We start from the raw sequence: 25,223 nt of genomic DNA, 5'->3' as shown, positions 1-25,223 counted from the left end.
AATCTAAAATCTAAAATCTAAAATCTAAAATCTAAAATCTAAAATCTAAAATCTAAAATCTAAAATCTAAAATCTAATGACTTTCAATCCCAATAACTGTCGCAACGAAAGCGAAGTAGAAAGCAAACTCATTGTCAGCTATCTGCTACCAAAACTAGGCTATACGCCCGACACTTGGCACCAAGAAATAGCATTTGGGAATATTCGTCTAGACTTCCTCTCATTTGCCATCCAAGTTATCCCGATAGTTGTCGATGCAGACTCGCCGATGAGTGTAGTCATGGAGGCTAAACATCCGAAGGAAAATTTAGACCGCCACCGGCGAAAACTCAATCGTTATTTAACAAGTTTGAGCATCCGCTATGGAGTCCTAACTAACGGTAAAGAGATTAGAATTTATGAACGAGTAGCCGATGATATTCAGCTAGTCTTTAAGTGTGCTGGACAAGACGTAGAAACTCGAATTGAGGAAATTATCGCTTTAATTGGCAGAGATAGTTTAAAACCTATAAAAAATCCCGATAATCTCGAACTGGAAGATAGTAAAATTAATTTGGTTAGTCCTGAGTTAATTAGCGAAGTCCCAGTACAGCCCAACAATTCCGCCACCGCCGAACCTGAGCCAAGTCAAATCTCAGAACCGGAACAAATACCTGAAAATTATCCATTTAAGCCTCAAGTTAAATCCGATGTAACCGTTCCCCCAAAAAGCCAAAATAGTATGAAAATTATTGCAGTTTACCACAATAAAGGCGGCGTTGGCAAAACTACAACAGTAGTCAATTTAGCTGCTGCGCTGAGCAAGAAAGGTAAGAGAGTCTTGGTGATAGACTTAGACAGTCAGGCTAATACAACCTTTGCGACAGGTTTAGTTAAATTTGAGGATGAAGAACAAGATGATTTGAAAGATAATAATATTCTTCAAGTTTTGCAATCAGAAGACTTTTTCTCGATCGAAGAAGTAGCTCGCAAGTCTAATTTTTGCCACCCCGAAATAGATGTGGTTCCTTCCCACATAGATTTAATGCAATATGAGACGGAACTCAATCAACTAGATTACAGCCGAATGATTTTAATTCAGAAACTAGCAGAAGTACAGGATAAATATGATATTGTACTGATTGATACGCCACCATCGTTGAATTTTTATGCTAGAGTTGCCCTAATTGCAGCGGATTATTTAATTATTCCTTCTGACTTAAAACCTTTTGCCAATCAAGGACTGATTAATGTCAAGGATTTTATTAAAAAAGTTAATGGATTCAAAAAACAAATTGGCAAGAAACCTCTAGAAGTTTTAGGTGTACTCCCTTGCAAAATCTCCACAAATGCTAAATTTGTACAGTACAGTTTACCCAAGCGGAGAGAGGCAATTCCCAAACGCTACGGCTTTGAAATCATGGACAGCGTAATTTATGAGAGGGACGATTTAGCAAAGTGTGCAGAACAATTTCAAATAGTCGGAAATATGGAAATTGCCGATCCGATTTCAGTTCTGGACTTTAAGCCTGATTCCATCGCCTCCCAAGAATTTGAAATGCTAGCAATAGAAGTTTTGGAAAAAATAGGTAAAAACTAATGAAAAAATTATCTCCGTCACTGGTTGCAGTGAAAAAAATTACATCCGCAGTTCCCCGTTCCAATTTTGCAGAGCCTGATTTAGAGAAATTAGCCAGACTAATTTTAGAGTCAGGAGGATTGATTAATCCGATAATTGTCCGCCGAAACGGTATGGATGCTTACGAAATAGTAGACGGAGACTTTGAATATTATGCGGCGGCGAGAGCAAAGGAAATAGATGCTTTCAAAGGGGAGACAATCGGAGCATTCATCCTGGAAGAAGAAAATGAAGAACTTCTCCTAGATCAACTTGAAATTCTCAGAAAAACCGCAATCAGTGAGAATCAAAGTGTAACTGTGGTTCCGCAACCGTCCTCCAGCTTTGAACAGCGGCTGACCAATATTGAAACTCGATTGGAAAACAGAATTAATGAATTAAAAGCCGAGTATACGCAGGAAAAACAGGCGCTGATAGAGAGGGTTAAAGATGTTGAAAGCCGGATTCCCAAACCTGTTCCGCTGTTGGAAGCACTCAACACTCAAGATAAATTCAAATTGGCTACAAATTTGAAAAATGCTGGCATAAAAGCTCAAACCATAGAACAAATCATCAAAGAGCGAGATTTGCAGCAGTTTGCATCTTTTGAAAATGTGTTGGAACGCATGAAAGGTAAAGGGTTAGGCGAAAAAACAATGATTAAGCTTATTGACAAGTGGCAAAAATATTTATAAGCTTTCAGCCATCTCAATTGCATTTTTGGGGCGCTCAAAGGCCGCCCGACAAAATTTGAAAAACCCCATATGACTCGGCGGTTGAAACCGATTCTACAGAAACTTTCGTCCCTCTCGCTGGAGACTAAAGAATAAGGGCGATATTAAAGCTGGCTTTGGTATACGTCGCAATTGCGATCGCAACTCGCAACGCCAGCCCGATCGCCCTGACGCCAAAAAAAGTAAAGATGAGTAAAGCAGTGTATCATTGGTGTCCCGCAGCCAGTTAAACTCATCACAGCCGCTTTTTTGAGGAATTGCAGTAACTTTTGCCGATCGCCCGGGCTGTCACCGCACAGCCAGCCGCACAGGTATAGCAGCAAGGCGATATCTCCTCCAGATAACCGAGTTCGATCGCAGACTTGGAAGACTGAGGCCAATAAACCCTTAAACTTACCAGAGTCTGGGTAAGGTGTTTGTATCGCACCCTACAATTACAGTTCTTGGGTTAGTCCTGCAGCACTTAAAACGCAGGCTGTAAAGTGCAAATATACATAAATACCCAAACACCAGATTTTCATGACAAAAGAGGACTTGTAACAAGATGGAGCGATCGTCCGATCAAAAACGAATAGTTGAATATTTGCGGATTAAGCCAATTAGTCACAGTCAAATTTACACTTCCCAAATTGCAGTACCAGAGCCTCAGATGGGGGAGATTCCCCGCGATCGCCGGGAAGCTCTCAGGAGAAGTCTGATTGAGCAAGGCAGCAACTTGATTCCTTTAATTGTACGTCCTACAGAAGCTTATAGCAACGAAGAAGAATATGAAGTAATCTGCGGCTCAGATTGGTGTATTGTTGCTAAAGAACTCGGCATCGAGCAAATGTGGGCTTGGGTTTTTGAAATGGCCGACGAGGAAGTAGCTGCTACTCAAGCAGAAATGGAACTTTTAGCTCCGCAAGCGACTCAAAAAACTGCACAAATTGAAACTCTACTGCAACAATTCGAGCTATCATTTCAAGAAAAGGTAGAGAGTCTAACAAAACAAATAGAACAATCTGTTAAAAAAAATGAAGAGTTGCTTAAAAAGCAAGTAAAAGCTTTAAGTGAGCAAAACTTTGAGCGTAACCAAATAGAACAGATTAAGCATTTGCTAGAACAAGTGGAAAAAGCATTTCATGAAAAGGTAGATAAAATGGCTAAAAAAATTGAACAATCGAGCATCAACCGTCCGCCAACATCTGGTATTATTTCTGAGGTAAATCTTGAAGGTGCTTTGAGACAGTTGGATGAACTGGAAAAACTGCTGTCAACAAAATTAGAGCGCACAGTCCAAACCATTAATCAGTTTGTCTCCGACGCCATTGAAGACGTAGAAAATGACCTGAAAAATCAAATCGAAACGCTCCGCCGCCAATTGGGAGCCGCAGCGACGCACTCAGAAATACAGCCAGAGGCACCGCCGAAGAAGCAGTCAAAAACGCAGCCGAAGAAGCAGTCGAAAGCACAGCAGAAACCTCAGCTACCGCAGTTGCAGTTGGAGTTGCCGTTTCCGTCCCAGTCCCCAGAGGAAGACTACGACAGTCTTTCGCTGAGACGGTTGAAGGCGATCGGCAAAGACAGGAAAGTGCGGGGCTACGCGCGCATGAAACGACCAGAAATTCTGGCGGCTCTCAGGGAAGCTGACGGCAAATAAAGCGGCAATTGCTAATAGTTAAAGACTAATTAGATCAATTCCGGTAGCATCGGAATAGTTAAATCCAGTCAACAGCGATGCCATGAGCGAAGCCGAAGGGTCAACAATTCCCGATGGTGCAACCCGAATTGATCTAATTCATCTGCGTTAATCTGTGTTAATCTGCCTGTATCTGCGGTTAAAAAAGAGAGTTTATCAGGCCGCAGATGACAAGGGATTGACGCTGATTCACGCGCTTGTCGAGAATAGAGATATGAATAATTTCGATGCTAGATTTGATATTGTTCGGTGTTCGATCGCATTTTTTGCCAAAAAGCGCGATCGGGCTTTCAGAACAGTCCTCGGCAGAGATATGAAAAGCTTGCTAAAATAGACACACAACCTCTTACTCCTCACCCAGCAGCCATGTCCGCAACCGCAGAATTAGCTACTACCCAAGAAATACCAGAACAAGAGATACCAGAAAATGTTATCTTTCCTTCAGGCGATTTATACAGTGACGAACCTCCCGTGGAAACAGAACTGCATCTCCGACAAATAATCCTACTCCTCAACTGTCTAGAATGGCTGTGGCGAGATAGAAATGATTTCTATGCTGCTGGAAACCTCACCATTTATTACAGTCCCAAGCAACTCAAATCGAAAGACTTCCGAGGCCCAGACTTTTTTGTGGTACTCGGAACAGAACGAAAAACTCGGAAAAGCTGGGTAGTTTGGGAAGAAGACGGAAAGTACCCCAATATCATCGTTGAAATCCTGTCGCCCAAAACAGCGGATATAGACAAAAACTTTAAGAAACAACTCTATCAAGATACTTTTCGCACTCACGACTACTTTTGGTTTGACCCAGAAACTTTAGAATTAGCTGGGTTTCATTTAGTTGACGGGGAATATGAAGCAATCGCACCGAACGAATTCGGGCATCTACGGAGTCAGCAGCTCGATTTGAGTCTCGGAATTTGTGGCGGAAAATTGCGTTTTTTTACAGCAGAAGGAGAGCTTGTCCCTACTCCTCAAGAGGTTGCAGAAAGGGAGACTCAACGAGCCGGACAAGAAGCTCAACGAGCCGGACAAGAAGCTCAACGAGCCGATCGCCTGGCCGCGAAACTACGAGAATTAAACATCGATCCCGATACAATTTAGCGATCGTCCTTTCATTCAATTTTCCTGTATTGTAAGCTGGTTTAGGCGATCGCATATCCCGTATGCTGCCGAACATGATACGGATGAAACCCTAAAACAATCTTGTCTTTAGGCACTCCTAATTCTACAAGTTCTGCGGTAATTCCCGTTTCTATACCATCTTGTTGAATCCAGATTTTACCGTCGATAATTTCCACATGAACTATACAATCGTGAATTCTTTGAAGCCCTTGCCAGCCTTCGTGCATCAGTAAAAAATTGTTTTGTTCGCTGTCAACAATAACGCTGCTTTTAATTTCTCCGTGTCCGTATGAAATCTGGGCATAACTATCTAAAACATTGCGAACAATTTGGCGATATTCATCTAGTCTATCCATCTGACAATTGTCTCCTTTAATGAATCAAAAACTATTAGTTTAAATCTCTTGTTCTCTAACAAAATCTGCTTGATAGGTTCAGAAAAAATTTGTGCATAAACTTCTGCACGGATTGCCAGATATATTATCCGTTCAGGTTCCGATCGCTGTAGAATATCTTCGTAAACAATATACTGTCCAACAGCTTGTTCTAAGTCATGAACTGGTGAATCACTCACAAAATTTTTGACTTCTACAGCAATTTTACGACCTTGCTTTTCGGCAGCAAATAATTTTTCTGCACCTAAATCAACACTGAGAGTACGTTTACCAATTTTTAAGGGTAGCGGATCGTTTGTTATCGTCCACCCGTTTTTTTCCAGGGCTGTTCTGACATTATTGTGGTAGATGTCTTTTGCTGGCATATTTTAAGCTGAACCATCAACTGTTACCCTAATTATATAATAACACAAGACTTTTGAAAACTCATAGCTCATCAATTCAAACTACTTATTGCCGCGTGTATCGGTGCTTCACCCCAATCGGAAAATACTCCGCATCGCCCGTCTCCGTTAATGTCACCACAGGTAACTGATATTCTGGCGGCACGTAATTAGCAAATTCGCTGTTTAGCCGCCGCAATTGCGCCAGAATTGAAGATGCGATCGCCTGCTTCATCTCCTCGTCGCCCTCCACCCCCGCTGCTAATTCCACAACCACCGATAAAAACCGATTTTGATCCGCATCTTCCTTGACTTGCAATACAAATTTTCCCGTCACCCATTCCCGAATCGTGGGAACTTCTAAACCTACGGTGACATTTTCCGGGTAAATGTTAGCACCGAAGTAGGAAACGGTAAAGTGCGTTAGCGAAGCCCTCGAAGAGGATCGCCCGAATACATACACAAAGGGCAAGCAGCGAATGCCTCTGGGGAAATCAGAAACTTTCATACCTGCTGCTTGCTGCAAACTTGCCACGGGGTTAAATCCCCATTCTGCCAAAAAATTGAGCATTGCTTCGTAAGAAATTAAACCGCCGTTATCAGAGATGTGATAGCGTATTAGCGGGATGCCGTTATCGCCAGAAAATAACAGCGTGCCGTCATTATTCACTTCAAAAAAGCGGCTTTTCGGATCGTACTGCACCAGCGTTGGCAACCGCGATTCCCCGAATAAATTGCGTGCTGCTTCTGGATTGTTTGCTAAAAAGCGACGGATGCAAATGCTCAGCGGTGTCTCGTTGCCCAAAACGCCCGCGTCTGCCGTACCGTAAAGGCTCGCAGAGTTGTAATATAGATTGTCAGAATTAGTGCGATCGCTCACCAAACTCCGCCATTCTTCGCTAAACACTTCCCCCGCAAACACCATCTTAATTCGATATTTTTGCCATTCCACACCCCCAGCAATTCCGCTATCAATCACATCCTTGATAAACGGCGGATATCCCAACAATACTACTTGTTCAAAATGCTCCCCAAGTTCCAGCACAACTCGAAATATTTCAGTCTTATTATTCCCAGGTGTCACAACTGTAACGGGATAACCCTTACTCGCTAGATAGCGGCAGCAATTTGCCGTGTACATTCCGCCTACCCAAGTTCCCAACGCAAAGCAAATCACAGCTAAAGTTGAGCGAGTGTCGGCGTAAAAACTGTCGTGAAATATTTGTTCAAAACGAGCCGCAATTTGCAACTCGTCGCTGATAAAACGCGGCCAAAATGTCGGGTTTCCTGTCGAACCCGATGAAACAGCAATGAAATCGCAAGTTTCTAATTTGCCCTGGTGACACAACTGAGGTAGCGGGTGACAGCGTAAATAATTGTCTTTGGTAATTAGCGGCAATTTTTGGAAGTCTTCAAAGGTTTGAATTGAGGCAGGATTGATGTTATGTTCAGTTAGAAAACTCTGGTAAGCTGGTACTGTGGCAGCGACTTTTTGGAAAAGGGCGATCGCCCCCGCTTCGGCAACTCGATTCTGCTGGTGTTGCAATCGTTCCTCAAGCGGCGTGCTCAAAAACTCTTCAAACGCCCCAATTGCTCGCTGACGCTGTTCTGGCTGCATGATTTGCTCCTTAAAATGGGTATTGGGCACCTCGATCGAGATTCACTTAGTAGCGCTAACGCCCGATCGCACATTGGGCTGGACACTCAAAATTTGAACACATTTTGAGGTCGATCGAAAATATGGCGCAGTAGATAAACTTCCATAGCACAAAACCGCTGTTTTCACAATAACCACAGGGGATAGCCAAGCTGCCGATCGAGTAATAAACACCGACACACTATGTCAAGATTAATTCAGCGATCGCCCAAAACTCCCAGTCTCAGTCAAGCGTGAAAATCCGACGCAGCAAGTTCCCATGAACAATCCCATCTACCCCGGCATAACTCTCAACAACCACTACCGCATCGTCCGCGAATTGGGACACGGAGGCTTCGGGCGCACCTACCTCGCTGAAGATGCCCACCGATTTAACGAACCCTGCGTTTTAAAAGAATTTGCGCCCCAAGTACACGGAAGTTACGCTTTACAAAAATCAGAGGAACTGTTCGAGCGGGAAGCGGGAGTGCTCTACAAGCTGCAACACAATCAAATCCCGCGCTTTCGCGAACTCTTCCGCGTCAGTATCAGCGATCGAGGCTACCTATTTCTCGTCCAAGACTACGTGCCCGGCCAAACCTACCGCTTTCTGCTCGACGCCCGCAAGCGTCAAGGTTTGCGGTTCATAGAAGCAGAAATCAATCAACTGCTAATCCAGATTTTGCCCGTGCTTGAATACATTCACTCTTTGGGAGTGATTCACCGCGACATCTCCCCGGACAACCTGATTCTGCGGAGTTCTGACGGGATGCCCGTGCTGATCGACTTCGGCGGAGTAAAACAAGTCGCCGCCACCGTAGAGTCTCTTTTCGCTGAGGCTAACGGCACTCTCGCCCCCGCGACTCGCATCGGCAAGCTCGGCTATGCTCCCGTCGAACAGATGCAGATGGGAATCGTCTCTCCCCACAGCGATTTGTACGCTCTGGCGGCCACGGTTTTGGTGTTGCTGACGGGGAAGGAACCGCATCAATTGCTCGACAGCCATACCCTGAATTGGAACTGGCGGGGGGAATGTTCTCTGTCTCCAAATTTGTCCCTGGTGCTGGATAAAATGCTTGCTCAGCAGCCGAGCCAGCGTTACTCCTCGGCTCGCGAGGTAATGCTCGCTCTCTCGGGGAATCCGCCTTTACAGCAACCTTTGCCACCAGCCCCGGATTTTGGGCCCACGCAGCCACCGGATCTCTCGCCTATACCCGTGCCCGCCCCCGCGCCAAAACTGCCGGGAACTCCGGTGCGAGTTGCTGCTATTGGCAATCAGCAAAAGATGCCTGCTTGGAAAATGTTTTTGTTTGTGGTGGCTGTGCTATCAACTATGGGGGGAGTTGGCTGGTTTGCGGGCAATTCTTTGTTAAATCTGCAATCAAAAGTGCAGAAAGTTTCCCAGCCTTCCAGCCCGAAGCAGCAGCAAGAAGATGCTTTGCAAGATCGCTTTGTAAAGCTCAAAATTGACGATCGATTTTATAGCGGTTACGTCAACCTTGTGGACGAGACTTTCTATGCCAAATACCCGGAATTGGGCGGACGGCTGTTAAAAGAAGGCGATGACGATCGCCAATGGCGCGAAAGGTGGCAGAAAATCGGCGACGAGTTGCTCGATAAGCTGGAAAATCTCAGCAGCGACGCTAGAGCGCGGTTGGGCACTTACGACACCACTGATATCGATCGCTGGAAAACAGAGGTTAACAAGCTGAATTTGAGCAGTCGGGCTTTGTACGATTTGGCTGATGCTAGGTTCTTTTATTGGTTTCCACAACAGCCGCGCGATCGCAATATCATCGGTTTGCCGATCGGACAAATTTGGCAAGCAATTACCGCCGACGAACTCGAAGCCTTACAAGCGGGATCAACTGTCGAAAGCGTTGAATTTGACCGCCTATCGAAGAGCAAACGCCTCACAGGCAATCTCAAACCCGGAGAAGGGAAAGCTTATATTGCCAGGTTCGCTCAAAATCAAACTTTGCGCGTGAATTTGCAAGCACCGCGCAAATCTACTCTGCTGTCAATTTATACTCCGGGGCGGACAAAGGGCGCGCGAGCTTTGCTGGAAGATGCAGAGGGGCTGAGTTGGTCGGGATTGCTGGATGATGCTGGTTTTTATGAATTTGTGGTAGTTTCTCAAGCATCTGAGCCGATCGCTTACGAGTTGAACCTAACGGCGGAATAACTGCTATTGACGCTCTCGATCCACCCAGGCAATAATAAGGTAATACCAATCAGGTAAGTTATCCGGTTCAAACAAAGAATATGCTGAGATTCGCGATCGTAGCTTTAGTGACTTTGGGATTAGTATTGGTGACTGCACTAGGTTTACATCCGGCCAATGCGACAGTCAGCACTCCCGAATTTTATGCTTGGAACTTTGCCTCTGTAGGCAGTAGCGAGCTGGTTTGTAAAAAGACCCTGGTAGTTCCGCAAGACCTAATCATTCCGTCATCTATGCAGGCTGTCAGTATCACTTCTGCAATTGTAGATGAAAAATTTTGCGCGAATTCCAGTAAGCCTGTGAATTAAGGCCGTGGATAATTATGATTTCCGGTTATAGAACCATAATTAAGTTCTCCATTAGTCGATTTTAGATTTTAGATTCACTTCACAGATAAATCTGGCAGATTGAACCTTAATCTCAAATTTTTATCTCTCCACGACTGTTCTCTGAAAGCAAGTATCCTTTTTTGGATGAATCAGGACGCTGCGTCCTGATTCATCCATTGAGAGAAAACTCTACTTGTCAGTACAAACACTGACTAATTATGAACAATTAATCAGACATCATATAAGTTATTGCCTGAGTAATTTCCGCCATCCGCGCAGTGAAACTGTTAGCTGAAAATTTTTTTATGAGAAATATCGGTTATTTTGTAATAAAAATTTATCAAACGAGTCGGGCGCAGCAGTTTTCGGCTCTTGAAAGAGATCGAAATCTTCCCAATTTGGGCCGATCTTTGATTGTGACTTAAGAACGGAGGGGAAATATTCAGCCATTTGGCTAATCATTTATGGGCTAATTAGCTGAATTATTAATTTGCTAGTTTGAGTATGCTAGAGTTAGTCAGGTTCAGATATATAGTGCCATCTATTATCTAAGTATCATGCTCAAAATTTTGGTGATTGAAGACGACGAATTAATCCGGGAAACTCTTCTGCATCTCCTGGAATCTCACAGCTACCGGGTCATTGCCGCTGAAAACGGTCGAGCTGGGGTGCAGATGGCACTTTCGGAGATACCGGATTTAATTTTGTGCGACGTGCAGATGCCGGAACTCGACGGTTATGACGTATTGCGGACTCTGCGGCAAAACTCGCTAGCTGCAACAATTCCATTTATTTTCCTCACGGCTCAAAGTGACAAAACCGATTTTCGTCGGGGGATGGAATTGGGGGCAGACGATTACTTGACAAAGCCGTTTACCAAAGCTGAATTGCTGGGAGCCATTGCTTCTCGCGTCTTGAAACGGCAAACTATTACTCAACCGCTGACAGTCGCGCTTCACCAAGCAGAAGCCAGACTCAAAGATTTAGTTAACGACTCCACCAAGGTTACAACCCTCTCTCCTGAAAAGTTTGCTCTCGAAGCTTTGTTGCGCCACGCTTTGGCACAAGGTGAGTTTCAGGTATATTATCAGCCACAAGTGAATATTGCTACCGGCCAAGTTATCGGCGCCGAAGCTTTAGTGCGCTGGCAAAATCCCGATCGAGGTATAATTTCTCCCGCCGATTTTATTCCCTTAGCAGAAGAAACAGGTTTAATTATTCAGATTGGCGAGTGGGTACTGCTTTCAGCTTGCGCTCAAGCCGCTAGTTGGCTGGCTGCAGGGTTTTCGCCCTTTACAATATCAGTAAACTTGTCGGCCCGGCAGTTGTCCGACCCGGAACTCAAGGCGCGAATCGTCCAAATATTGGAAACTACAGGCTTGGAGCCGGCTAATTTAGAATTAGAAATGACCGAAAGCGCTTTGGTGGAAAATGCGACAGTAGCAGGCGCTACTTTAAACCAACTAAAAGCTCTAGGAATTCGGATTGCTATTGACGACTTCGGCACCGGTTACGCTACTTTAGGATATCTTAAGCAATTTGCCTTTGACAGTTTAAAGATCGATCGAATTTTCGTCCGTAATGCCAACGAAGATACTCAAAATGCTGCTATTACTACAGCAGTAATTTTACTTGGTCACAGTTTGAATATGACAGTAATTGCTGAGGGAGTGGAAACAGAAGCAGAACTAGATTTTTTGAAACAACATCAGTGCGATATCATGCAGGGGTATCTGTTCAGTCGCCCCGAACCAGCAGCGATAATTGAAAGTATGTTGGTTGCCGACCCGAGTTTGTTCGCGCCGCCCCCAGTAGTAGCACCTGATCGCGTTATCCCATTTGTACCTGTGTCCGAACCAGAAAAATCTAAAAACCTTTCAATGTCGGGTCTAGGATAGGAATAGTGTAAGTGTCACCAAGATTTCTGTTTTATAGGATTAAATTCTTTCTTTTACCTTCTATTTTCTGCATAAAAGTTGACGCTTCCTCATAAAAAGTTGTAGCTTTTGATGATAGGCGAATCAAAGAAGGATATTGTTCCCCATATTGCTCTACTGCTTCCCCTTTTATGCGCTAGGCGCCCCTAATTGGACTATTTGAGAAAGTGTGGCGTCTTGAAATTGCGAGCCTTTATCAAGTTGCAGGAGGTACACTCATTTAAGTTCCTACTTTGGGACTGGCAGTTTCAAGAACTGTCCAACTGGAATTGGTGCAAGCCTGTCATGGAAAGAATATTAGTGGTTGACGACGAAGCAGACTGTCAAACAGTCTTAGCAATGTACCTGGAAAGTCAAGGATATCGGGTGGAATGCGCTAATTCAGGGGTTGAGGCGCTCTCGATGTTTGAAAATGCCCCCCCAGATTTGGTAATTTCAGATGTCATGATGCCGGAAATGGACGGGTTTGAGTTTTGTCGCCGTTTGCGAACTACCCGTTTGGGACAGTTAGTCCCCTTTATATTTTTGTCGGGTCAAGGCGAGATTGAGTCAAAAGTTGAAGGTCATTCGATCGGCGGTGACGATTATCTGGTAAAACCTTTTCAGTCTGAAGAAATCTTAGCCAAGGTAAAGGCGCAGTTAGAGCGCTCTCACCGCATTCACGCCGAGATTGTCCGACTGCTGCAAACTTCTAGCGGTAGGGCGGTGGAACCACAATTTGTGGCAGTATTGCCAGCACCTGCACCTTTGCCTTTAACACCAGCCGAGGAAAGAGTTTTTTGGGAAGTGATCCAGGGTTATACTAACAAACAAATTAGCGATCGGCTGTTTATTAGCCCCCGGACTGTGCAAGCTCATTTAGGCAGCATTTTCAGTAAATTACAGTTAGAAAATCGTGCCCAGCTTGTGAAATTTGCCCTAGAAAGAGGATACAAACCACCTCAAACTTAGCTCGGAACTCAACCTAGGGCGCGCCAGCCCGTCAGTCGATTTTAGATTTTAGATTTTAGATTTTAGATTGACTCCGCAGATGAATCTAGGAGCTTGAATTAGGGTCTAACATTTGGGTTCACCACTCAGGAGCTTACGTGGCACGATATCGGTTTTTGGGGCGGGGTCAAAAACTCCCGTAGCTGCCAAAATAATCGCGGCTGACGCACTCTAAGCTGGTGTGCATCAATTTTAATAATCCTGTTTCTTGAAAAAATGAGTGGGGTGGGCTTCTAGCCCGCCCCAAAGATTCAATCTAAATTCAAAACACAATAAGGAAAAGTAGTTATCACGCAAACCCCCGGCCCCAAATTCGTACCCCGCAAGTTGGCACGTTCCAAATCAGCCTGCCGCACGTTATTCGCCGCATCAATATTTGTCCCGGTCAATTGAGCCCGAGGAAGCCTAGTATTTGACAAAATAGCATTCTGCAAATTAGTATCGCGCACATCAGCGAAAGACATATCCGCTCCGCTTAAATTCGCGCGATTCAAATTAACTCTAAACAGCAGCGAACGCCTCAAATCCGCATTCGACAAATTAGCTTGCAGCAGATAAGCTTCCCCCAGATTCGCATTAAAAAGTTTAGCACCGCGCAAATCCGCACTCGTCAGATTCGCTCGCCCCAAAAAAGCATTAGACAAATCCGCATTTCGCAGATTAGCACCATTCAATTCAGCACCATACATCTCCGCATTAACTAAGTTAGCATTCGCCAAATTAGCACCACTTAAATCCGCTTCTAGCAAATTAGCTTCATAGAGATTTGCTCCGCTTAAATCCGCTCCTCTTAAATTAGCTCTGTACAAGCTAGCCTTGAACAAATCAGCATTTCTCAAGTCACAGCCCTCGCACTCTTTAGTTTCCAGCAATTGCCTAACATGATCTGGATTTTGAGCTGTGACGGGAGCTGCCAGCCCAAACAAAGCTAAACAGGCCGTTACAGTTGCCAAGAGTTTAAGTTTCACAAACAAACCTCACTGCTACTTCAAACAAATTATACTAGCAAATTGTAGACTTTAAACCCATATCCTTCTCTCTATTCTCTTGCTCTGCGTTCTCTGCGCCCTCTGCGGTAAATCTTCAAAAAAATGATTCGCAGCCAAGGATTTAGACCTGCTTCCAGCAAGGCGGGCTTTGCCCGCCCTACTTAACTTAATTAAGCTTCATCTAAAGCAGCAACACCAGGCAATTCCTTACCTTCGAGCAGCTCCAAACTAGCACCACCACCAGTAGAAATGTGGCTCATTTGTTCACCTAAATTCAACTGTTCAACAGCCGCCACCGAGTCACCACCACCGATAATTGTGGTAGTACCAGTTTTAGTAATTCCAGCCAAAGAATGAGCAATACCTTCGGTTCCCGCAGCAAACTTCTCCATCTCAAACACGCCCATCGGCCCGTTCCAGATTACCGTTTTGCAATCGGCCAAAGCATCTTGGAAAGTTTTCACAGAATCCGGGCCAATATCCAAACCCATCCAACCGTCGGGAATGTTCTCAACAGAGACAGTTTGAGTGTTAGCATCAGCAGCAAACTTGTCAGCAACTACCACATCAGTAGGCAACAGAAAAGTAACTCCCCGTTCCTTTGCTTTAGCTTCCAAAGACTTAGCCAGTTCCAGCTTGTCATCTTCCACCAAAGACTTGCCCACGTTCAAGCCGCGAGCTTTGTAGAACGTGAAAACCATGCCACCGCCCAACAGCAGTTTGTCGCACTTTTCGAGCAGTTTTTCAATGACTCCAATCTTGCTAGAAACCTTAGAACCGCCGATGATAGCAGCTAAAGGACGCTGAGGATTGTCGATCGCACTACCGAGATATTGCAATTCCTTCTCCATCAAAAACCCAGCCACAGAAGGACTCAGATACTTAGTAACGCCCTCAGTAGAAGCGTGAGCCCGGTGAGCCGTACCAAAAGCATCATTGACATACAAATCGGCCACAGAAGCTAACTTCTTAGCAAATTCCGGGTCGTTTGCCTCCTCCTCTGGGTAGAAGCGGACATTTTCCAGCAAAACCACATCGCCATCAGCCATCGCGGCGACTGTAGCAGCGACTTCATCACCGATGCAGTCGTCAGTCTTTTTGACCTCTTTGCCCAACAATTCCGACAGGCGTTTGGCAACCGGCGTCAAGCGCAACTTCTCCGTCACACCCTTGGGGCGGCCGAAGTGGCTGCACAAAATCACCTTAGCGCCCTTGGACGCTAAATCTTGAATTGTCGGCAGAGCCGCCCGGATGCGAGTATCATCGGTGATATTGCCGTTGTCGAGCGGCACGTTAAAGTCCGCCCGCACCAATACCCGTTTGCCCGATAAGTCCGATGCCGATAAATTTGCTACAGTTTTTTTTGTCACAGGATTAACCTCCTAATATGTGTGTTTTTGTCGAATTCCGTTGAAATGGCGGCACTGGTCACTTGCACTTGGGCCTCGGACGCATTCAACCGCGTCCGTACAAAAAACGGAAGATGAAACAAACGGCACTGATTGGCTCAACTTGGCACTCTCCGACTATCAGGCAGGGAGATTCTTGGTTCAACGAAACCACTTAACCTAGAGTCCTTGCGTCATCTAGACCAGAGGTGGGATTCTCCCAAAGCGTTAATTCGGGTATGCCCTACCCTATTTGCATTGCTGCAAGTCCTGTTTGAGGAAAGAAACAAATTTGTTTCACAATACTGTTCGTCTAGCCCCTATAAATCCTTTACCCACTGCTAGGAAAAAACTAGAACAATGCAGTAGAACCGCATAGATTTAATTGTCAATGTTCAGTGCTTTGCCGTTTGGCAGCAAGGTTTTGTAAGTGGTTGATTACCTTTGCCACTATAATTAGCACAGTACCTTAAACAGGCGACAATGGCAAGAACCAAAGTATACAACTTACGGCTAACTGAAATGGAATGGGAGGAGTTAGTTGCTGATGCTCAATTGGAGCAAGTATGGCCTGCTGAGGTTCTCAGGGACTATATTAAAACATTGAATAAAAAGCCGTCCTAGAAGGACAGGGCTTTAAACCCAATTTCTTGGTAAACATTTTATCGGAGTCCGTACCGGGAGATGTGCGTTATGTTCAAGACTGTCTTATTTCCTGTCGATCAAAGCCGAGAAGCCCGCGAAGCCGCGGAAAAGGTTATCAATATTGTGAAAACCTACGCCTCTCGCTTAGTTATTCTCTCGGTAGTCGAGCCCCCAGCCGAGGAGGCCGACGCCCCCGCGCGAGAGGTGATGAGTTCCCCCGAAGCAGTCGCTAAACTGCTGTCTGAGGCCCAATCGATGTTTTCCCAGCAGGGAATCGAAGCTGAAATCATCGAACGGGAAGGCAAACCTGCTTTCACGATTTGTGATGTGGCTGACGAAATTGGGGCCGATTTGATTGTGATGGGCTGTCGGGGGATGGGTTTAACCGATGATGGGGCGTCTGACAGCGTTACCAATCGGGTGATCAATCTGTCTCCTTGTGCAGTTTTGATTGTACCTTAACAGAAGGAAGAAGGAAGAAGGAAGAAGTAAGAAGTAAGAAGTAAGACAACTCTTTCTTATTGCTTCTGACCTTTTCCTTGATCCCTTCTCCATTTTCCTGATTTCTTCCTTTTTCCCTCTCCTTTCTTCTCTCTGCGCTCTCTGCGCCCTCTGTGGTTAGTTCCTTCTTATTTATTCCTGAGATTTATTGTAAAAGTCGCTTTCCAATTAGGAAATTATCTACATTTATCTGCCTTTCGTCTGCGGTTGACTGGCTCGATCAAAGATTTATGTTAAGTCTCTTCCCTCTTCCCTCTTCCCTCTTCCCTCTTCCTTCTTCCCTCTTCCTTCTTCCTTCATATTATGAAAATTCACTGGTATCCCGGTCACATTGCCAAAGCTGAACGGGCATTAAAAGAACAGCTAAAGCGGGTAGATGTGGTGCTCGAAGTCCGAGATGCCCGCATTCCATTGGCTACTTATCACCCCCAAATGCCGAGTTGGGTGGGTGGCAAGCCGCGAGTATTGGTCGTCAACCGCATGGATATGATTACGCCTCGATCGCGCGAGGCGTGGGAAACATGGTTTGAGTCTCAAGGGGAAACTGCGTATTTTACTAATGCCGAACACGGGCAAGGAGTACACGATGTGGCGGATGCCGTGCAGGATGCTGGGGTGCAGTTAAATAAACGCAGGTTCGATCGAGGTATGCTGCCCCGTCCAGTTCGGGCAGTGGTAATGGGCTTTCCAAATGTCGGAAAATCTGCTTTAATCAATCGGCTGTTAGGGCGGAGAGTAGTGGACAGTGCCCGCAAAGCTGGAGTAACTAAATCACTCAGATGGATTCGCATTTCTGACGAAATTGAGTTATTAGATGCCCCCGGAATCATCCCCACCCGCATTAACAATCAAGAAAATGCCATAAAATTAGCTATTTGCGAAGATATTGGCGAAGCAGCTTACGACAATCAGGTAGTAGCCGCGGCTATGGTAGATTTGCTCATAGAGCTTGAGGCTGCTGATGAAACTTTGATGTCAGTATCTGGTTTCAAATCCAGGTATAAATTAGATATAGCATCTAGTAATGGCGAAGATTATTTGCACGAGGTAGCAAAAGACAGGTATAAAGGAGATGTCGAACGAACGGCGCGGCAGATGTTAAACGATTTTAGAACAGGTGTGTTGGGTCAGCTTAATTTGGAGTTGCCGCCGGCTTGATCGGACTCGTAAACTACAACTAATCAGAAATGGTATTCAATAGAGAGTTGCTGACGCCCAGAATGTGAACTTCGTCTCCTATGTGTAATATTTTTTCTGCTGCGTGAGGTGCGAGTCGCGTGTTAACTATCAGCCGACTAAAGTGATTTAAATGCCCTTTGTTTACCAGGTCAGGCATGATTTCCTTCTGCTTGGCTGTTAGTATATTTTTAAAATTGGGATCGCCTGCTTTCGCCCCATAATTTCGCGTAGATAGGATACATGGCTGACCGGGATTAATAGCTTCAAATATTACTGTTCCTATTTTCAACCTCACAATTTCATCTGCTTGTGGGAAAAGTTGGTCTTCCCAAAACGCCGGGACATCTCCTATTTCAATATTAGCTCGCAAGCGATGGCGCATCTCGTTAACGCAAACTCTCGGAAACCAAGATGCAACTTCGGCAATTGTTTCGGTACTGATAATGCTTGGCCCTGGTGCAGCGGTATTGTCTGGAAAACCTGTCAGCAAGTTTTCAATTAACTTGACGGGGAAACCGAAGTAGCTGCTCAACCAAGATTCTATTCCCGGGCGTTCTCTATCTACATGAAAAAAAAATTCTTGTTCGGTGTCTTGAATTTTCAGGCCGGCAATTCTATTTTCGATGTCAAAGGATAAGCGTAGAAAACAGACTCCGCTGTTGTGCTTAGTGTTAACCAATTCTCCTGCTGCATCGCAGATTGCAAAAGAGCGATCGCCGGATAGAGCTCCGCTGGCTAGAATAGTGGCTTGACTGACTGCTATGCCGTCAAGGGACTTGACCGGATAGATATGAATGCTGGCGACGTAGGACATTTCGATCCATTGATAAATAATTGTCGTTTTAGATACATTCTAGCATCCCCTGCCGGTAGAAGGATGACCGCAGTTGACTTTACTAAATAAAATATGAATGAAATAAAAATGGGTCACTTTTTTGAAGTTTACATTGTGCCGGAGCTGCGTGTAAAGAAAAATCAAACAAGTCTGGCTGAGCTTGTGGGATATCTTATGGTATAAAATAGAAAAAATTGAACCGAGTTACAAGCAATGACTGAAAGCGGAAGTAGAAGCATGATTTCGCGACGCAATTTAATGTTGAGGGCTGGTGCAGGGATGCTGGCGGCAAGCTTGGCACCTGCCTTTTTACAAGCCGAAGCAGCAAAGGCAGAGGCAATCTCTGACATTACTCCTAGCAGTGCTCTTAAGAAATTGATGGCGGGGAATCAACGCTACATGGAGCAAAAACGGACATTTCCCGACCAAGCCCGATCGCGAATTGTAGAAGTAGCACAGGGTCAACATCCGTTTGCAACCATCCTGGCTTGTTCTGATTCGCGCGTTGCTCCCGAAATTATTTTCGACCAAGGATTAGGGGACTTATTTGATATTCGAGTAGCTGGCAATTTTCTCGACGATGTAGTTCTCGGAAATATAGAATATGCGGCCTTAGAATTAGGCGTGCCACTATTAGTAATTCTGGGTCACGAACGCTGCGGTGCTGTCAAAGCAGCTTTAGATGGCAAAGCTGTGCCTGGTCACATTAGCACTTTGGTGGCGGCGATTAAACCCGCAGTTGATTCGACTAAAGGTCAAACAGGTGATGCGTGGGATAACGCAGTCAGAGCTAATGTCAAAATGAATGTAAATAAGTTACAATCCTCGTCGCCTATTTTAGCTGAGGCAGTCAAAGCGGGCAAGCTTAAAGTTGTTGGGGGTCGCTACGATTTGGATAGCGGCAAAGTAGAGATAATTGCTTGATTTTGCTGGTTGCATCTCAGATCTTGGAATATTTTTAATGAACAGGCTTTCCGGCCTGTTCCACACTCCGAGAATTTGATTTTATGGTGGGCATCCTGCCCGCCCATAAAAGCCATAATTTCAGTTACCGAAAAACTGGGTCTAAAGCCCCGTCCTTCTAGGACGGCTTTTCCTCTTTAAGTTTATCAATCCAGCCCTCTATAAGTTGGGTCATTGTTTTTTCTTTCTGTTTGGCAATTCTCCGCAACTTCTCTAGCCGACTCACGGCAATGCGAATACTTAATCTTTCTCTGGTTATTGGGCTACCCAATTGCTACCCTATTATGTTATCATGGTAAGCATGAAAGCAAGATATCAGTACCGTTTCTATCCAACAAGCCAACAGCAGCAGAGCTTAGCTCAGTTGTTCGGTTGCGTTCGTGTTGTGTATAACGATGCTCTTGCAATCTGCAAACAATCTCAAAAGAAGCCTAAATCGGCTGAACTCCAAAAGATTGTTATCACTCAGGCAAAAAAGACTGATCAAAGAGCTTGGCTTAGTGAAGTGTCGGCAATTCCTTTGCAGCAGTCGGTAGCTGATTTAGAGGCAGCCTTCAAGAATTTTTTCGATGCCTGTAAAGGTAAGAGAAAGGGGCAAAAGGTTGGCTACCCTAAATTCAAAAAACGCACCTCTAGTCAGTCAGCTAGACTAACTCGCGGTGGGTTTTCAGTCAAGGGGCAGGGTGTTTATTTAGCAAAGATGGGTATTGTCAAGCCGATTTGGTCTAGAGATCTACCGTCAGAGCCTAGCTCAGTTACGATAATTAAAGACTGCGCTAACCGCTATTTTTTGAGCTTTGTAGTAGAAGTAGAACCCGTTCAACTCGACGCCAAAAACCAAAGTGTCGGGATTGACTTGGGTATTAAAACTTTTGCTGTGATGAGCAACGGTGAAAAAGCTGTAAGCCCCTGCTATAAAGCGGTAGACCGCAAGGTACGCCAACTTCAGCGCAAGTTAGCGCGTCAACACAAAGACTCTAAACGAAGAAGCAAAACCCGTATTCAACTTGCCAAACAGCACAACAAGATTGCTGAGACTCGCAAAGATTTCTTGCACAAAATATCAACCAAAGTAGTTAGTGAAAACCAAAATATCGTTTTGGAAGATTTGAATGTATCAGGAATGGTTAAAAACCGTAAACTGTCTAGAGCAATTAGCCAGCAAGGTTGGAGAGAGTTTAGGGTCTTAGTTGAGGCAAAGTCGGAAAAGTATGGACGTGAGTTCGTAATTATTAGTCGATGGGAACCTACAAGCCAAACTTGCTCTGATTGCGGATATAAATGGGGAAAAATTGATTTGTCTGTGCGTTCTATACTTTGCTTAAATTGCGGTACAGAACACGACCGAGATGAAAACGCTTCGGTAAATATAGAAAAAGTCGGCCTGGGGCATCGGCACGACTCTAAATGTACGTCGAGACAGAGTAAGACTACCTCGGTAGCGTCCGTCAATGAAGCGTAAAGAATCCCCACGCCTTCAGGCTGGGGAGTATGTCAAATTAAACCCATTTCTTGCAGTCCCCGGCGCAGGCGTTCTGCTTCAAATGGGCGGCGCTGTTCGTGAAGGGCGATCGCTCTTTTGAATTCTGCTAAACTCTCTGGCATTTTGCCAATTTTCAGCAAGGCTACTGCCAAGTTTTGATGAGCTTCGGCGTGTTCGGGAGCAATTTTAATGGCTTGTCGGTAATAGGCGATCGCATCTGCTAAATTTCCGGCTGCCTTCAGCGTTAGTCCTAAATTATAGTGACCTGCTGCAAAATTGGGGTCTATTTTTAAAGCTGCTTTGTAAGCTTTTTCAGCAGATTTCAAATCTCCTTCATCTTTGAACAAATTGCCCAAATTATTGTAAGCACCCAACTTGATTGGCGGGAACACATTGGTATTAATTGCCGCTTGATAATGTTCTTTTGCTTTGGCAAACTGCTGCTGCTGGCGATAAGCAATTCCCAAATGATAGTTGAGTTCGTAAACAATAGAATCATCAATTGCCGCCGCAGTCAAGCCTTTGGTTAATAAATTAATTCCCCGCCCGATTTGCCCGCTTTCTACATACAGCGCACCTAATTTGCTACAAGCATAAGCATCGTTTGGATAATAAGCGATGTAGCGTTCCATTGCTGCTTGAGCTTTTTGGAATTTACCTTTTGCGGCGATCGCATCTTTTTGATAACCAGAGTGCCAAATCGCCACATCGGGGAGAGAAGCTATTTTCCAATTTGGTTCCCTGTGCACAATCTCAGCCACGCTGTCGTCTACCATGGCGTGGTAAGGGCGAGAAAAGCGGATGTTGGGGCGATTTCGAAACAAGCGCGACACTAGGGAATAGGGAGATTGAGATGCACCGATTTCTTGGCGGATGAGATTGATCAGCAGCAGCCGATCGCTCCCAATTGCCTGCTCGATCGCAGGTACAATGTCCGGTACCAAAACCTCATCGGCATCCAACACCAAAATCCAGTCGCCCTGGGCGTGCTTGAGACACTCATTGCGCGCCGCTGCGAAGTCGTCGCACCATTCAAAGTCATAAACCCTCGCCCCGGATTCTCGGGCAATTTCACGGGTGCGATCGCCCGATCCCGTATCCACCACGACTATTTCGTCAACAACACCCTTAACGCTGTCCAAAGTCCGCGACAGTGTTGCCTCTTCATTCTTCACAATCATGCACAGAGTCAGATCCATCGGGCGCAAACTTTCCTCATTTCACTGAATTATTGTAATTTTTTTACCAGTAAAACACAAAAAGTCCCAGAAAACATTCTCCTATTTCCCTTTTGCTTTGAGCATAAGTACCTTTCTTCCCTAGAAAAAGTGGGTTAACTCTTTTGAGATATTAAAAAGCCTCAAACTCGGACGATTCATGAGAAATCCTACCACTTTCGGTTCATCCCTGCGGTAGAGGTAAGGGCGGGATAGGAGTTGTTATTCTTAGAACATAAGACAAGGCACAAGAAAAGTTTAAGTATTCAGGAGAAAAAGAAATGGGATTTATTGCTTGGATTGTTTTAGGACTGATTGCCGGTGCGATCGCCAAAGCTATTTATCCGGGAACTCAAGGCGGCGGTTTTCTGGCCACAACAGGTTTAGGAATTGTGGGCGCGGTAGTGGGAGGTTATCTAGCTCAAGTCTTATTCGGGACGAGCGGGGGAGCTGTAGCAGGATTTAGTATAACCAGCATAGCTTTTGCAGTCCTAGGTGCGCTCGTGGTACTTTTCGTCTGGGGATTGTTAACTCAGCGTGCAGCATAACAAATATTGCCAATTCCCAGTCGATCGACTTTTAGGGTATTCATAAACCCGGCTTCTTCAAGAAACCGGGTTTTTCAGTTGTTGGTAGGATGCGTCAGCCTACTTTTACCAAATCCGCGTTAAAAACCCCGATCAGACTCAGCGCTTGCAACGATTCAATAGCAAAACTTTCGTCCGCACAGAGGGGGACTGAAGAATAAAGAGGTAAAAATCCCGGATTTGGTATTAATATCAAATCTGTTAGCATCGGAATTATTGATATCTCTATTCTCGACAAGCGCGTGAATCAGCGTCAATCCCTTGTCATCTGCGCTTGCTGAAATTCTCTTTTTTAAACCGCAGATACAGACAGATTAACACAGATTAACGCAGATGAATTAGATCGATGCCGGTTTTACCATCGGGAATTGTTGACCCTTCGGCTTCGCTCATGGCATCGCTGTTGACTGGATTTTACTATTCCGATGCTACCGGAATTGATATAATTAATCAATCCGCAAATTGAAAGGCAAGCGAACGTAAATCCCCTGCGGGTCGTTCATCGACTTGATCACAGCCAATTCATCTTGCATTGTCTTAAATTCGGCCGTTAGCGGGTCGAGTTTGGCGGCTGGTTTCAAAACGTGAACGCCGGAAATTCTTTCCAAAATTCGCTCCTCCAAACTGCGGCGTTTTGGATATTCTTCTAACTGCCAATCGTCGCCGAGTTTAGCTTGCTTCGCCGCCTCTCTGACAGCATCTTCAAGCCCGCCAATTTCATCGACTAAACCCAACTGTTTCGCGGCCGTACCAGACCACACCCTGCCTTGAGCAATTTCTTGTACCTTGTTTTTCGGCAGTTTGCGGGAGTTGGCGACTTTAGTAATAAATCGATCGTAAATGCGATCGACTATTCTCTGAATATTCGCCAATTCTTGAGGATTTTTCGGACGGGAAATCGTGTTAGTATCCGCAAAGCGGGCGGTTTTCACAACGTCCCAACTCAGGCCGTTGTTAGCAGCCAACTTTTCGACGTTGAGCAACATTCCAAAAACGCCGATCGAACCCGTAATCGTATTGGGTTCGGCAAAAATGCGGCTGGAACCCATCGCAATCCAATAGCCGCCGGAAGCTGCTAAATTGCCCATCGAAACGATAACTGGTTTCTTTTTGCCCGTCAGTACAACTTCGCGTCCGATTACTTCGGCCGCCGTGGCGCTGCCTCCGGGACTGTTGACGCGCAAAACCACTGCTTTTACGTCGTTATCTTCTCGAATTTTCCGCATTTCTTGAGCGATGCGATCGCCTCCTACTTGAGTCGGGCCCCCTTCGCCGTCTACAATCTCTCCCTCGGCGTAAAGTATAGCAATTTGGTTTTTCTTGTCAGCGCGAGTTGAGTTTTTATCCTCAGCAACTCTCGCGTAGTTTTTCAAACTAATTTGCTTAAAAGATTTGTTTTCGCCATCTGTTCCTGTGAGTTTTTTGAGTTCGGTCGATATTTCGTCAAAGTATACAACCTTATCAACTAACTTGTTTTTGAGAGCTTCGTCAGCCATCAAAGTTCCGCCATTATCTGCAAGCGCTTGCAGTTGCGGAACAGTCACTTTGCGGCTCGGAGCGACAGTTTTCAGGTATTCTCCCCACATATCTCCGAGCAACTTTTGAGTTTGCTGACGATTTTCGGGACTCATTTTTGTGAGCAAAAACGGCTCAACGGCTGACTTGTATTTGCCGACGCGAGTCACTTGCACTCCCACGCCGTATTTCTCCAAAGCACCGGTGAAAAACATTCCCTGACTGCTAAAACCGTTGATTTCCAAAGCGCCGTAAGGATTGACGGCAATTGTATTAGCAACGGAACCAAGGTAATAATCTCGCTCATTCCAGTCCATCTGGTAAGCAAAAATGGGTTTTTTGGCATCTCGGAAACGCTGCAAGGCCGATCGAACTTCTTTGAGATTGGCAAACCCGGTGCTGCTCGACTCCGAGCTGCCTTCGAGATAAATGCCAACGATTTTCGGGTCTTTTTTCGCATATTCGATCGAGTCTAAAACAGTCCGCAGCGTCACTGTATCGCCGGAATCGTCCGAAAGCACTTCTTCAATCGCCGCGCTAGTGCTACGGCTTGGTTTGCTGTCGGTGATATTTAAAGAAAGGTCTAATACCAATACCGACTTATCTTTAACTTGCGGGCCTGAATCTTTAGACGACGATGCCGCCAGAGCAATTAGCAGTACCAGTCCGCCTAATCCTATGCTGCCCAGCAGCAACAGTCCTAGGAAGGTTCCCAGCAAACTTGCACAGGTATATTTTAGGAAATCTTTCATTAGATAATTGGTAATTGTTAACTGTTGACTGTTAACTGTTGACTGTTGACTGTTGACTGTTGACTGTTAACTGTTGACTGTTAACTGTTGACTAATGCCAACTAACAACTGCCAACTAACAACTGCCAACTGCCAACTGCC

General features: G+C 45.2%; 22 protein-coding genes. 13 read left to right on the top strand and 9 right to left on the bottom strand.

Annotated features, from left to right (window positions below; genetic code table 11):
• Positions 1 to 76: 76 nt before the first annotated feature.
• Together QUA44_RS01615 and QUA44_RS01610 are read left to right on the top strand one after the other, a co-directional pair.
• On the top strand, positions 77 to 1,579 hold the full coding sequence (locus QUA44_RS01615) for an AAA family ATPase (RefSeq protein ID WP_333247805.1): 1,503 nt from the start codon (positions 77 to 79) through the stop codon (positions 1,577 to 1,579).
• Positions 1,579 to 2,292 carry a ParB N-terminal domain-containing protein gene (locus QUA44_RS01610; protein ID WP_333247807.1) on the top strand — a complete coding sequence of 238 codons (714 nt, stop codon included), beginning with the start codon at positions 1,579 to 1,581 and terminating at the stop codon, positions 2,290 to 2,292. Before QUA44_RS01615 ends, QUA44_RS01610 begins: the two co-directional genes overlap by 1 nt.
• A gap of 143 nt (positions 2,293 to 2,435) precedes the next feature.
• Here QUA44_RS01610 and QUA44_RS01605 read toward each other — a convergent pair whose 3' ends face one another.
• Positions 2,436 to 2,711: a hypothetical protein gene (locus tag QUA44_RS01605; protein WP_333309458.1), complete on the bottom strand. Its 276-nt coding sequence runs from the start codon at positions 2,709 to 2,711 to the stop codon at positions 2,436 to 2,438.
• A 164-nt stretch (positions 2,712 to 2,875) separates the two neighbouring features.
• On the opposite strand from QUA44_RS01605, the gene QUA44_RS01600 reads away from it, so the two are divergent.
• Together QUA44_RS01600 and QUA44_RS01595 are read left to right on the top strand one after the other, a co-directional pair.
• Complete coding sequence (locus tag QUA44_RS01600; protein WP_333247811.1) at positions 2,876 to 3,970, top strand: Rho termination factor (modular protein); 1,095 nt, start codon at positions 2,876 to 2,878, stop codon at positions 3,968 to 3,970.
• A 405-nt stretch (positions 3,971 to 4,375) separates the two neighbouring features.
• A complete protein-coding gene (locus QUA44_RS01595) occupies positions 4,376 to 5,113 on the top strand; it encodes a Uma2 family endonuclease (RefSeq protein WP_333247813.1) in 738 nt (245 codons plus the stop codon).
• A gap of 41 nt (positions 5,114 to 5,154) precedes the next feature.
• Here the strand turns inward: QUA44_RS01595 and QUA44_RS01590 are convergent, their stop codons facing one another.
• From QUA44_RS01590 to QUA44_RS01580, 3 genes are all read right to left on the bottom strand, one after another.
• Positions 5,155 to 5,490 (bottom strand): XisI protein, encoded by a 336-nt coding sequence (locus QUA44_RS01590; RefSeq protein ID WP_333247815.1) that lies wholly within the window; start codon positions 5,488 to 5,490, stop codon positions 5,155 to 5,157.
• Complete coding sequence (locus QUA44_RS01585) at positions 5,478 to 5,894, bottom strand: element excision factor XisH family protein (protein ID WP_333247817.1); 417 nt, start codon at positions 5,892 to 5,894, stop codon at positions 5,478 to 5,480. Before QUA44_RS01585 ends, QUA44_RS01590 begins: the two co-directional genes overlap by 13 nt.
• An 85-nt stretch (positions 5,895 to 5,979) precedes the next feature.
• Positions 5,980 to 7,530 (bottom strand): phenylacetate--CoA ligase family protein, encoded by a 1,551-nt coding sequence (locus QUA44_RS01580; RefSeq protein ID WP_333247818.1) that lies wholly within the window; start codon positions 7,528 to 7,530, stop codon positions 5,980 to 5,982.
• Between the two features lie 298 nt (positions 7,531 to 7,828).
• Here QUA44_RS01580 and QUA44_RS01575 point away from each other — a divergent pair, with 298 nt between their 5' ends.
• The 4 genes from QUA44_RS01575 (at position 7,829) to QUA44_RS01560 (ending at position 12,989) form a co-directional block, all read left to right on the top strand.
• Positions 7,829 to 9,733 carry a serine/threonine-protein kinase gene (locus tag QUA44_RS01575; protein ID WP_333247820.1) on the top strand — a complete coding sequence of 635 codons (1,905 nt, stop codon included), beginning with the start codon at positions 7,829 to 7,831 and terminating at the stop codon, positions 9,731 to 9,733.
• 80 nt (positions 9,734 to 9,813) lie between these two features.
• Positions 9,814 to 10,080, top strand: a complete 267-nt coding sequence (locus QUA44_RS01570) for a hypothetical protein (RefSeq protein WP_333247823.1) — start codon at positions 9,814 to 9,816, stop codon at positions 10,078 to 10,080.
• Positions 10,081 to 10,658: 578 nt separating this feature from the next.
• Positions 10,659 to 11,999 (top strand): EAL domain-containing response regulator, encoded by a 1,341-nt coding sequence (locus tag QUA44_RS01565; protein ID WP_333247825.1) that lies wholly within the window; start codon positions 10,659 to 10,661, stop codon positions 11,997 to 11,999.
• 324 nt (positions 12,000 to 12,323) lie between these two features.
• Entirely contained in the window at positions 12,324 to 12,989 is a 666-nt protein-coding gene (locus tag QUA44_RS01560) for a response regulator (RefSeq protein ID WP_333247827.1), read from the top strand.
• Positions 12,990 to 13,279: 290 nt separating this feature from the next.
• Here QUA44_RS01560 and QUA44_RS01555 read toward each other — a convergent pair whose 3' ends face one another.
• Both QUA44_RS01555 and QUA44_RS01550 read right to left on the bottom strand, forming a co-directional pair.
• Positions 13,280 to 13,996: a pentapeptide repeat-containing protein gene (locus QUA44_RS01555; protein ID WP_333247828.1), complete on the bottom strand. Its 717-nt coding sequence runs from the start codon at positions 13,994 to 13,996 to the stop codon at positions 13,280 to 13,282.
• Positions 13,997 to 14,187: 191 nt separating this feature from the next.
• On the bottom strand, positions 14,188 to 15,387 hold the full coding sequence (locus QUA44_RS01550) for a phosphoglycerate kinase (RefSeq protein WP_333247830.1): 1,200 nt from the start codon (positions 15,385 to 15,387) through the stop codon (positions 14,188 to 14,190).
• Positions 15,388 to 16,098: 711 nt separating this feature from the next.
• Here QUA44_RS01550 and QUA44_RS01545 point away from each other — a divergent pair.
• Together QUA44_RS01545 and ylqF are read left to right on the top strand one after the other, a co-directional pair.
• A complete protein-coding gene (locus tag QUA44_RS01545; protein ID WP_333247832.1) occupies positions 16,099 to 16,512 on the top strand; it encodes a universal stress protein in 414 nt (137 codons plus the stop codon).
• Between the two features lie 342 nt (positions 16,513 to 16,854).
• Complete coding sequence (ylqF, locus tag QUA44_RS01540; RefSeq protein ID WP_333247834.1) at positions 16,855 to 17,709, top strand: ribosome biogenesis GTPase YlqF; 855 nt, start codon at positions 16,855 to 16,857, stop codon at positions 17,707 to 17,709.
• A gap of 19 nt (positions 17,710 to 17,728) precedes the next feature.
• Here ylqF and QUA44_RS01535 read toward each other — a convergent pair whose 3' ends face one another.
• Positions 17,729 to 18,544: an MOSC N-terminal beta barrel domain-containing protein gene (locus tag QUA44_RS01535; RefSeq protein WP_333247835.1), complete on the bottom strand. Its 816-nt coding sequence runs from the start codon at positions 18,542 to 18,544 to the stop codon at positions 17,729 to 17,731.
• Positions 18,545 to 18,778: 234 nt separating this feature from the next.
• On the opposite strand from QUA44_RS01535, the gene QUA44_RS01530 reads away from it, so the two are divergent.
• Positions 18,779 to 19,489: a carbonic anhydrase gene (locus tag QUA44_RS01530; RefSeq protein ID WP_333247837.1), complete on the top strand. Its 711-nt coding sequence runs from the start codon at positions 18,779 to 18,781 to the stop codon at positions 19,487 to 19,489.
• Between the two features lie 340 nt (positions 19,490 to 19,829).
• Positions 19,830 to 20,990 carry a transposase gene (locus QUA44_RS01525; RefSeq protein WP_333247939.1) on the top strand — a complete coding sequence of 387 codons (1,161 nt, stop codon included), beginning with the start codon at positions 19,830 to 19,832 and terminating at the stop codon, positions 20,988 to 20,990.
• Between the two features lie 32 nt (positions 20,991 to 21,022).
• On the opposite strand, the gene QUA44_RS01520 is transcribed toward QUA44_RS01525, so the two are convergent.
• Positions 21,023 to 22,210, bottom strand: a complete 1,188-nt coding sequence (locus tag QUA44_RS01520; RefSeq protein WP_333247839.1) for a tetratricopeptide repeat protein — start codon at positions 22,208 to 22,210, stop codon at positions 21,023 to 21,025.
• A 299-nt stretch (positions 22,211 to 22,509) separates the two neighbouring features.
• Between QUA44_RS01520 and QUA44_RS01515 the strand changes: the two genes are divergently transcribed.
• On the top strand, positions 22,510 to 22,776 hold the full coding sequence (locus QUA44_RS01515; RefSeq protein WP_333247841.1) for a GlsB/YeaQ/YmgE family stress response membrane protein: 267 nt from the start codon (positions 22,510 to 22,512) through the stop codon (positions 22,774 to 22,776).
• A gap of 485 nt (positions 22,777 to 23,261) precedes the next feature.
• Here QUA44_RS01515 and sppA read toward each other — a convergent pair whose 3' ends face one another.
• A complete protein-coding gene (gene sppA, locus QUA44_RS01510) occupies positions 23,262 to 25,082 on the bottom strand; it encodes a signal peptide peptidase SppA (RefSeq protein WP_333247843.1) in 1,821 nt (606 codons plus the stop codon).
• Between the last annotated feature and the right edge of the window lie 141 nt (positions 25,083 to 25,223).

This window comes from Microcoleus sp. N9_A2, assembly GCF_036701775.1.
GTDB lineage: Bacteria > Cyanobacteriota > Cyanobacteriia > Cyanobacteriales > Microcoleaceae > Microcoleus.
This window is presented reverse-complemented; position numbering and strand designations above follow the sequence as displayed.

Coding starts and splice junctions, on each gene's coding strand:
- QUA44_RS01570 (WP_333247823.1), top strand. CDS start 9,814: ATGCTGAGATTCGCGATCGTAGCTTTAGTGACTTTGGGATTAGTATTG.
- QUA44_RS01525 (WP_333247939.1), top strand. CDS start 19,830: ATGAAAGCAAGATATCAGTACCGTTTCTATCCAACAAGCCAACAGCAG.
- QUA44_RS01610 (WP_333247807.1), top strand. CDS start 1,579: ATGAAAAAATTATCTCCGTCACTGGTTGCAGTGAAAAAAATTACATCC.
- QUA44_RS01545 (WP_333247832.1), top strand. CDS start 16,099: ATGTTCAAGACTGTCTTATTTCCTGTCGATCAAAGCCGAGAAGCCCGC.
- QUA44_RS01535 (WP_333247835.1), bottom strand. CDS start 18,544: ATGTCCTACGTCGCCAGCATTCATATCTATCCGGTCAAGTCCCTTGAC.
- QUA44_RS01585 (WP_333247817.1), bottom strand. CDS start 5,894: ATGCCAGCAAAAGACATCTACCACAATAATGTCAGAACAGCCCTGGAA.
- QUA44_RS01560 (WP_333247827.1), top strand. CDS start 12,324: ATGGAAAGAATATTAGTGGTTGACGACGAAGCAGACTGTCAAACAGTC.
- ylqF (WP_333247834.1), top strand. CDS start 16,855: ATGAAAATTCACTGGTATCCCGGTCACATTGCCAAAGCTGAACGGGCA.
- QUA44_RS01565 (WP_333247825.1), top strand. CDS start 10,659: ATGCTCAAAATTTTGGTGATTGAAGACGACGAATTAATCCGGGAAACT.
- QUA44_RS01600 (WP_333247811.1), top strand. CDS start 2,876: ATGGAGCGATCGTCCGATCAAAAACGAATAGTTGAATATTTGCGGATT.
- QUA44_RS01575 (WP_333247820.1), top strand. CDS start 7,829: ATGAACAATCCCATCTACCCCGGCATAACTCTCAACAACCACTACCGC.
- sppA (WP_333247843.1), bottom strand. CDS start 25,082: ATGAAAGATTTCCTAAAATATACCTGTGCAAGTTTGCTGGGAACCTTC.
- QUA44_RS01595 (WP_333247813.1), top strand. CDS start 4,376: ATGTCCGCAACCGCAGAATTAGCTACTACCCAAGAAATACCAGAACAA.
- QUA44_RS01530 (WP_333247837.1), top strand. CDS start 18,779: ATGACTGAAAGCGGAAGTAGAAGCATGATTTCGCGACGCAATTTAATG.
- QUA44_RS01615 (WP_333247805.1), top strand. CDS start 77: ATGACTTTCAATCCCAATAACTGTCGCAACGAAAGCGAAGTAGAAAGC.
- QUA44_RS01515 (WP_333247841.1), top strand. CDS start 22,510: ATGGGATTTATTGCTTGGATTGTTTTAGGACTGATTGCCGGTGCGATC.
- QUA44_RS01590 (WP_333247815.1), bottom strand. CDS start 5,490: ATGGATAGACTAGATGAATATCGCCAAATTGTTCGCAATGTTTTAGAT.
- QUA44_RS01580 (WP_333247818.1), bottom strand. CDS start 7,530: ATGCAGCCAGAACAGCGTCAGCGAGCAATTGGGGCGTTTGAAGAGTTT.
- QUA44_RS01520 (WP_333247839.1), bottom strand. CDS start 22,210: ATGGATCTGACTCTGTGCATGATTGTGAAGAATGAAGAGGCAACACTG.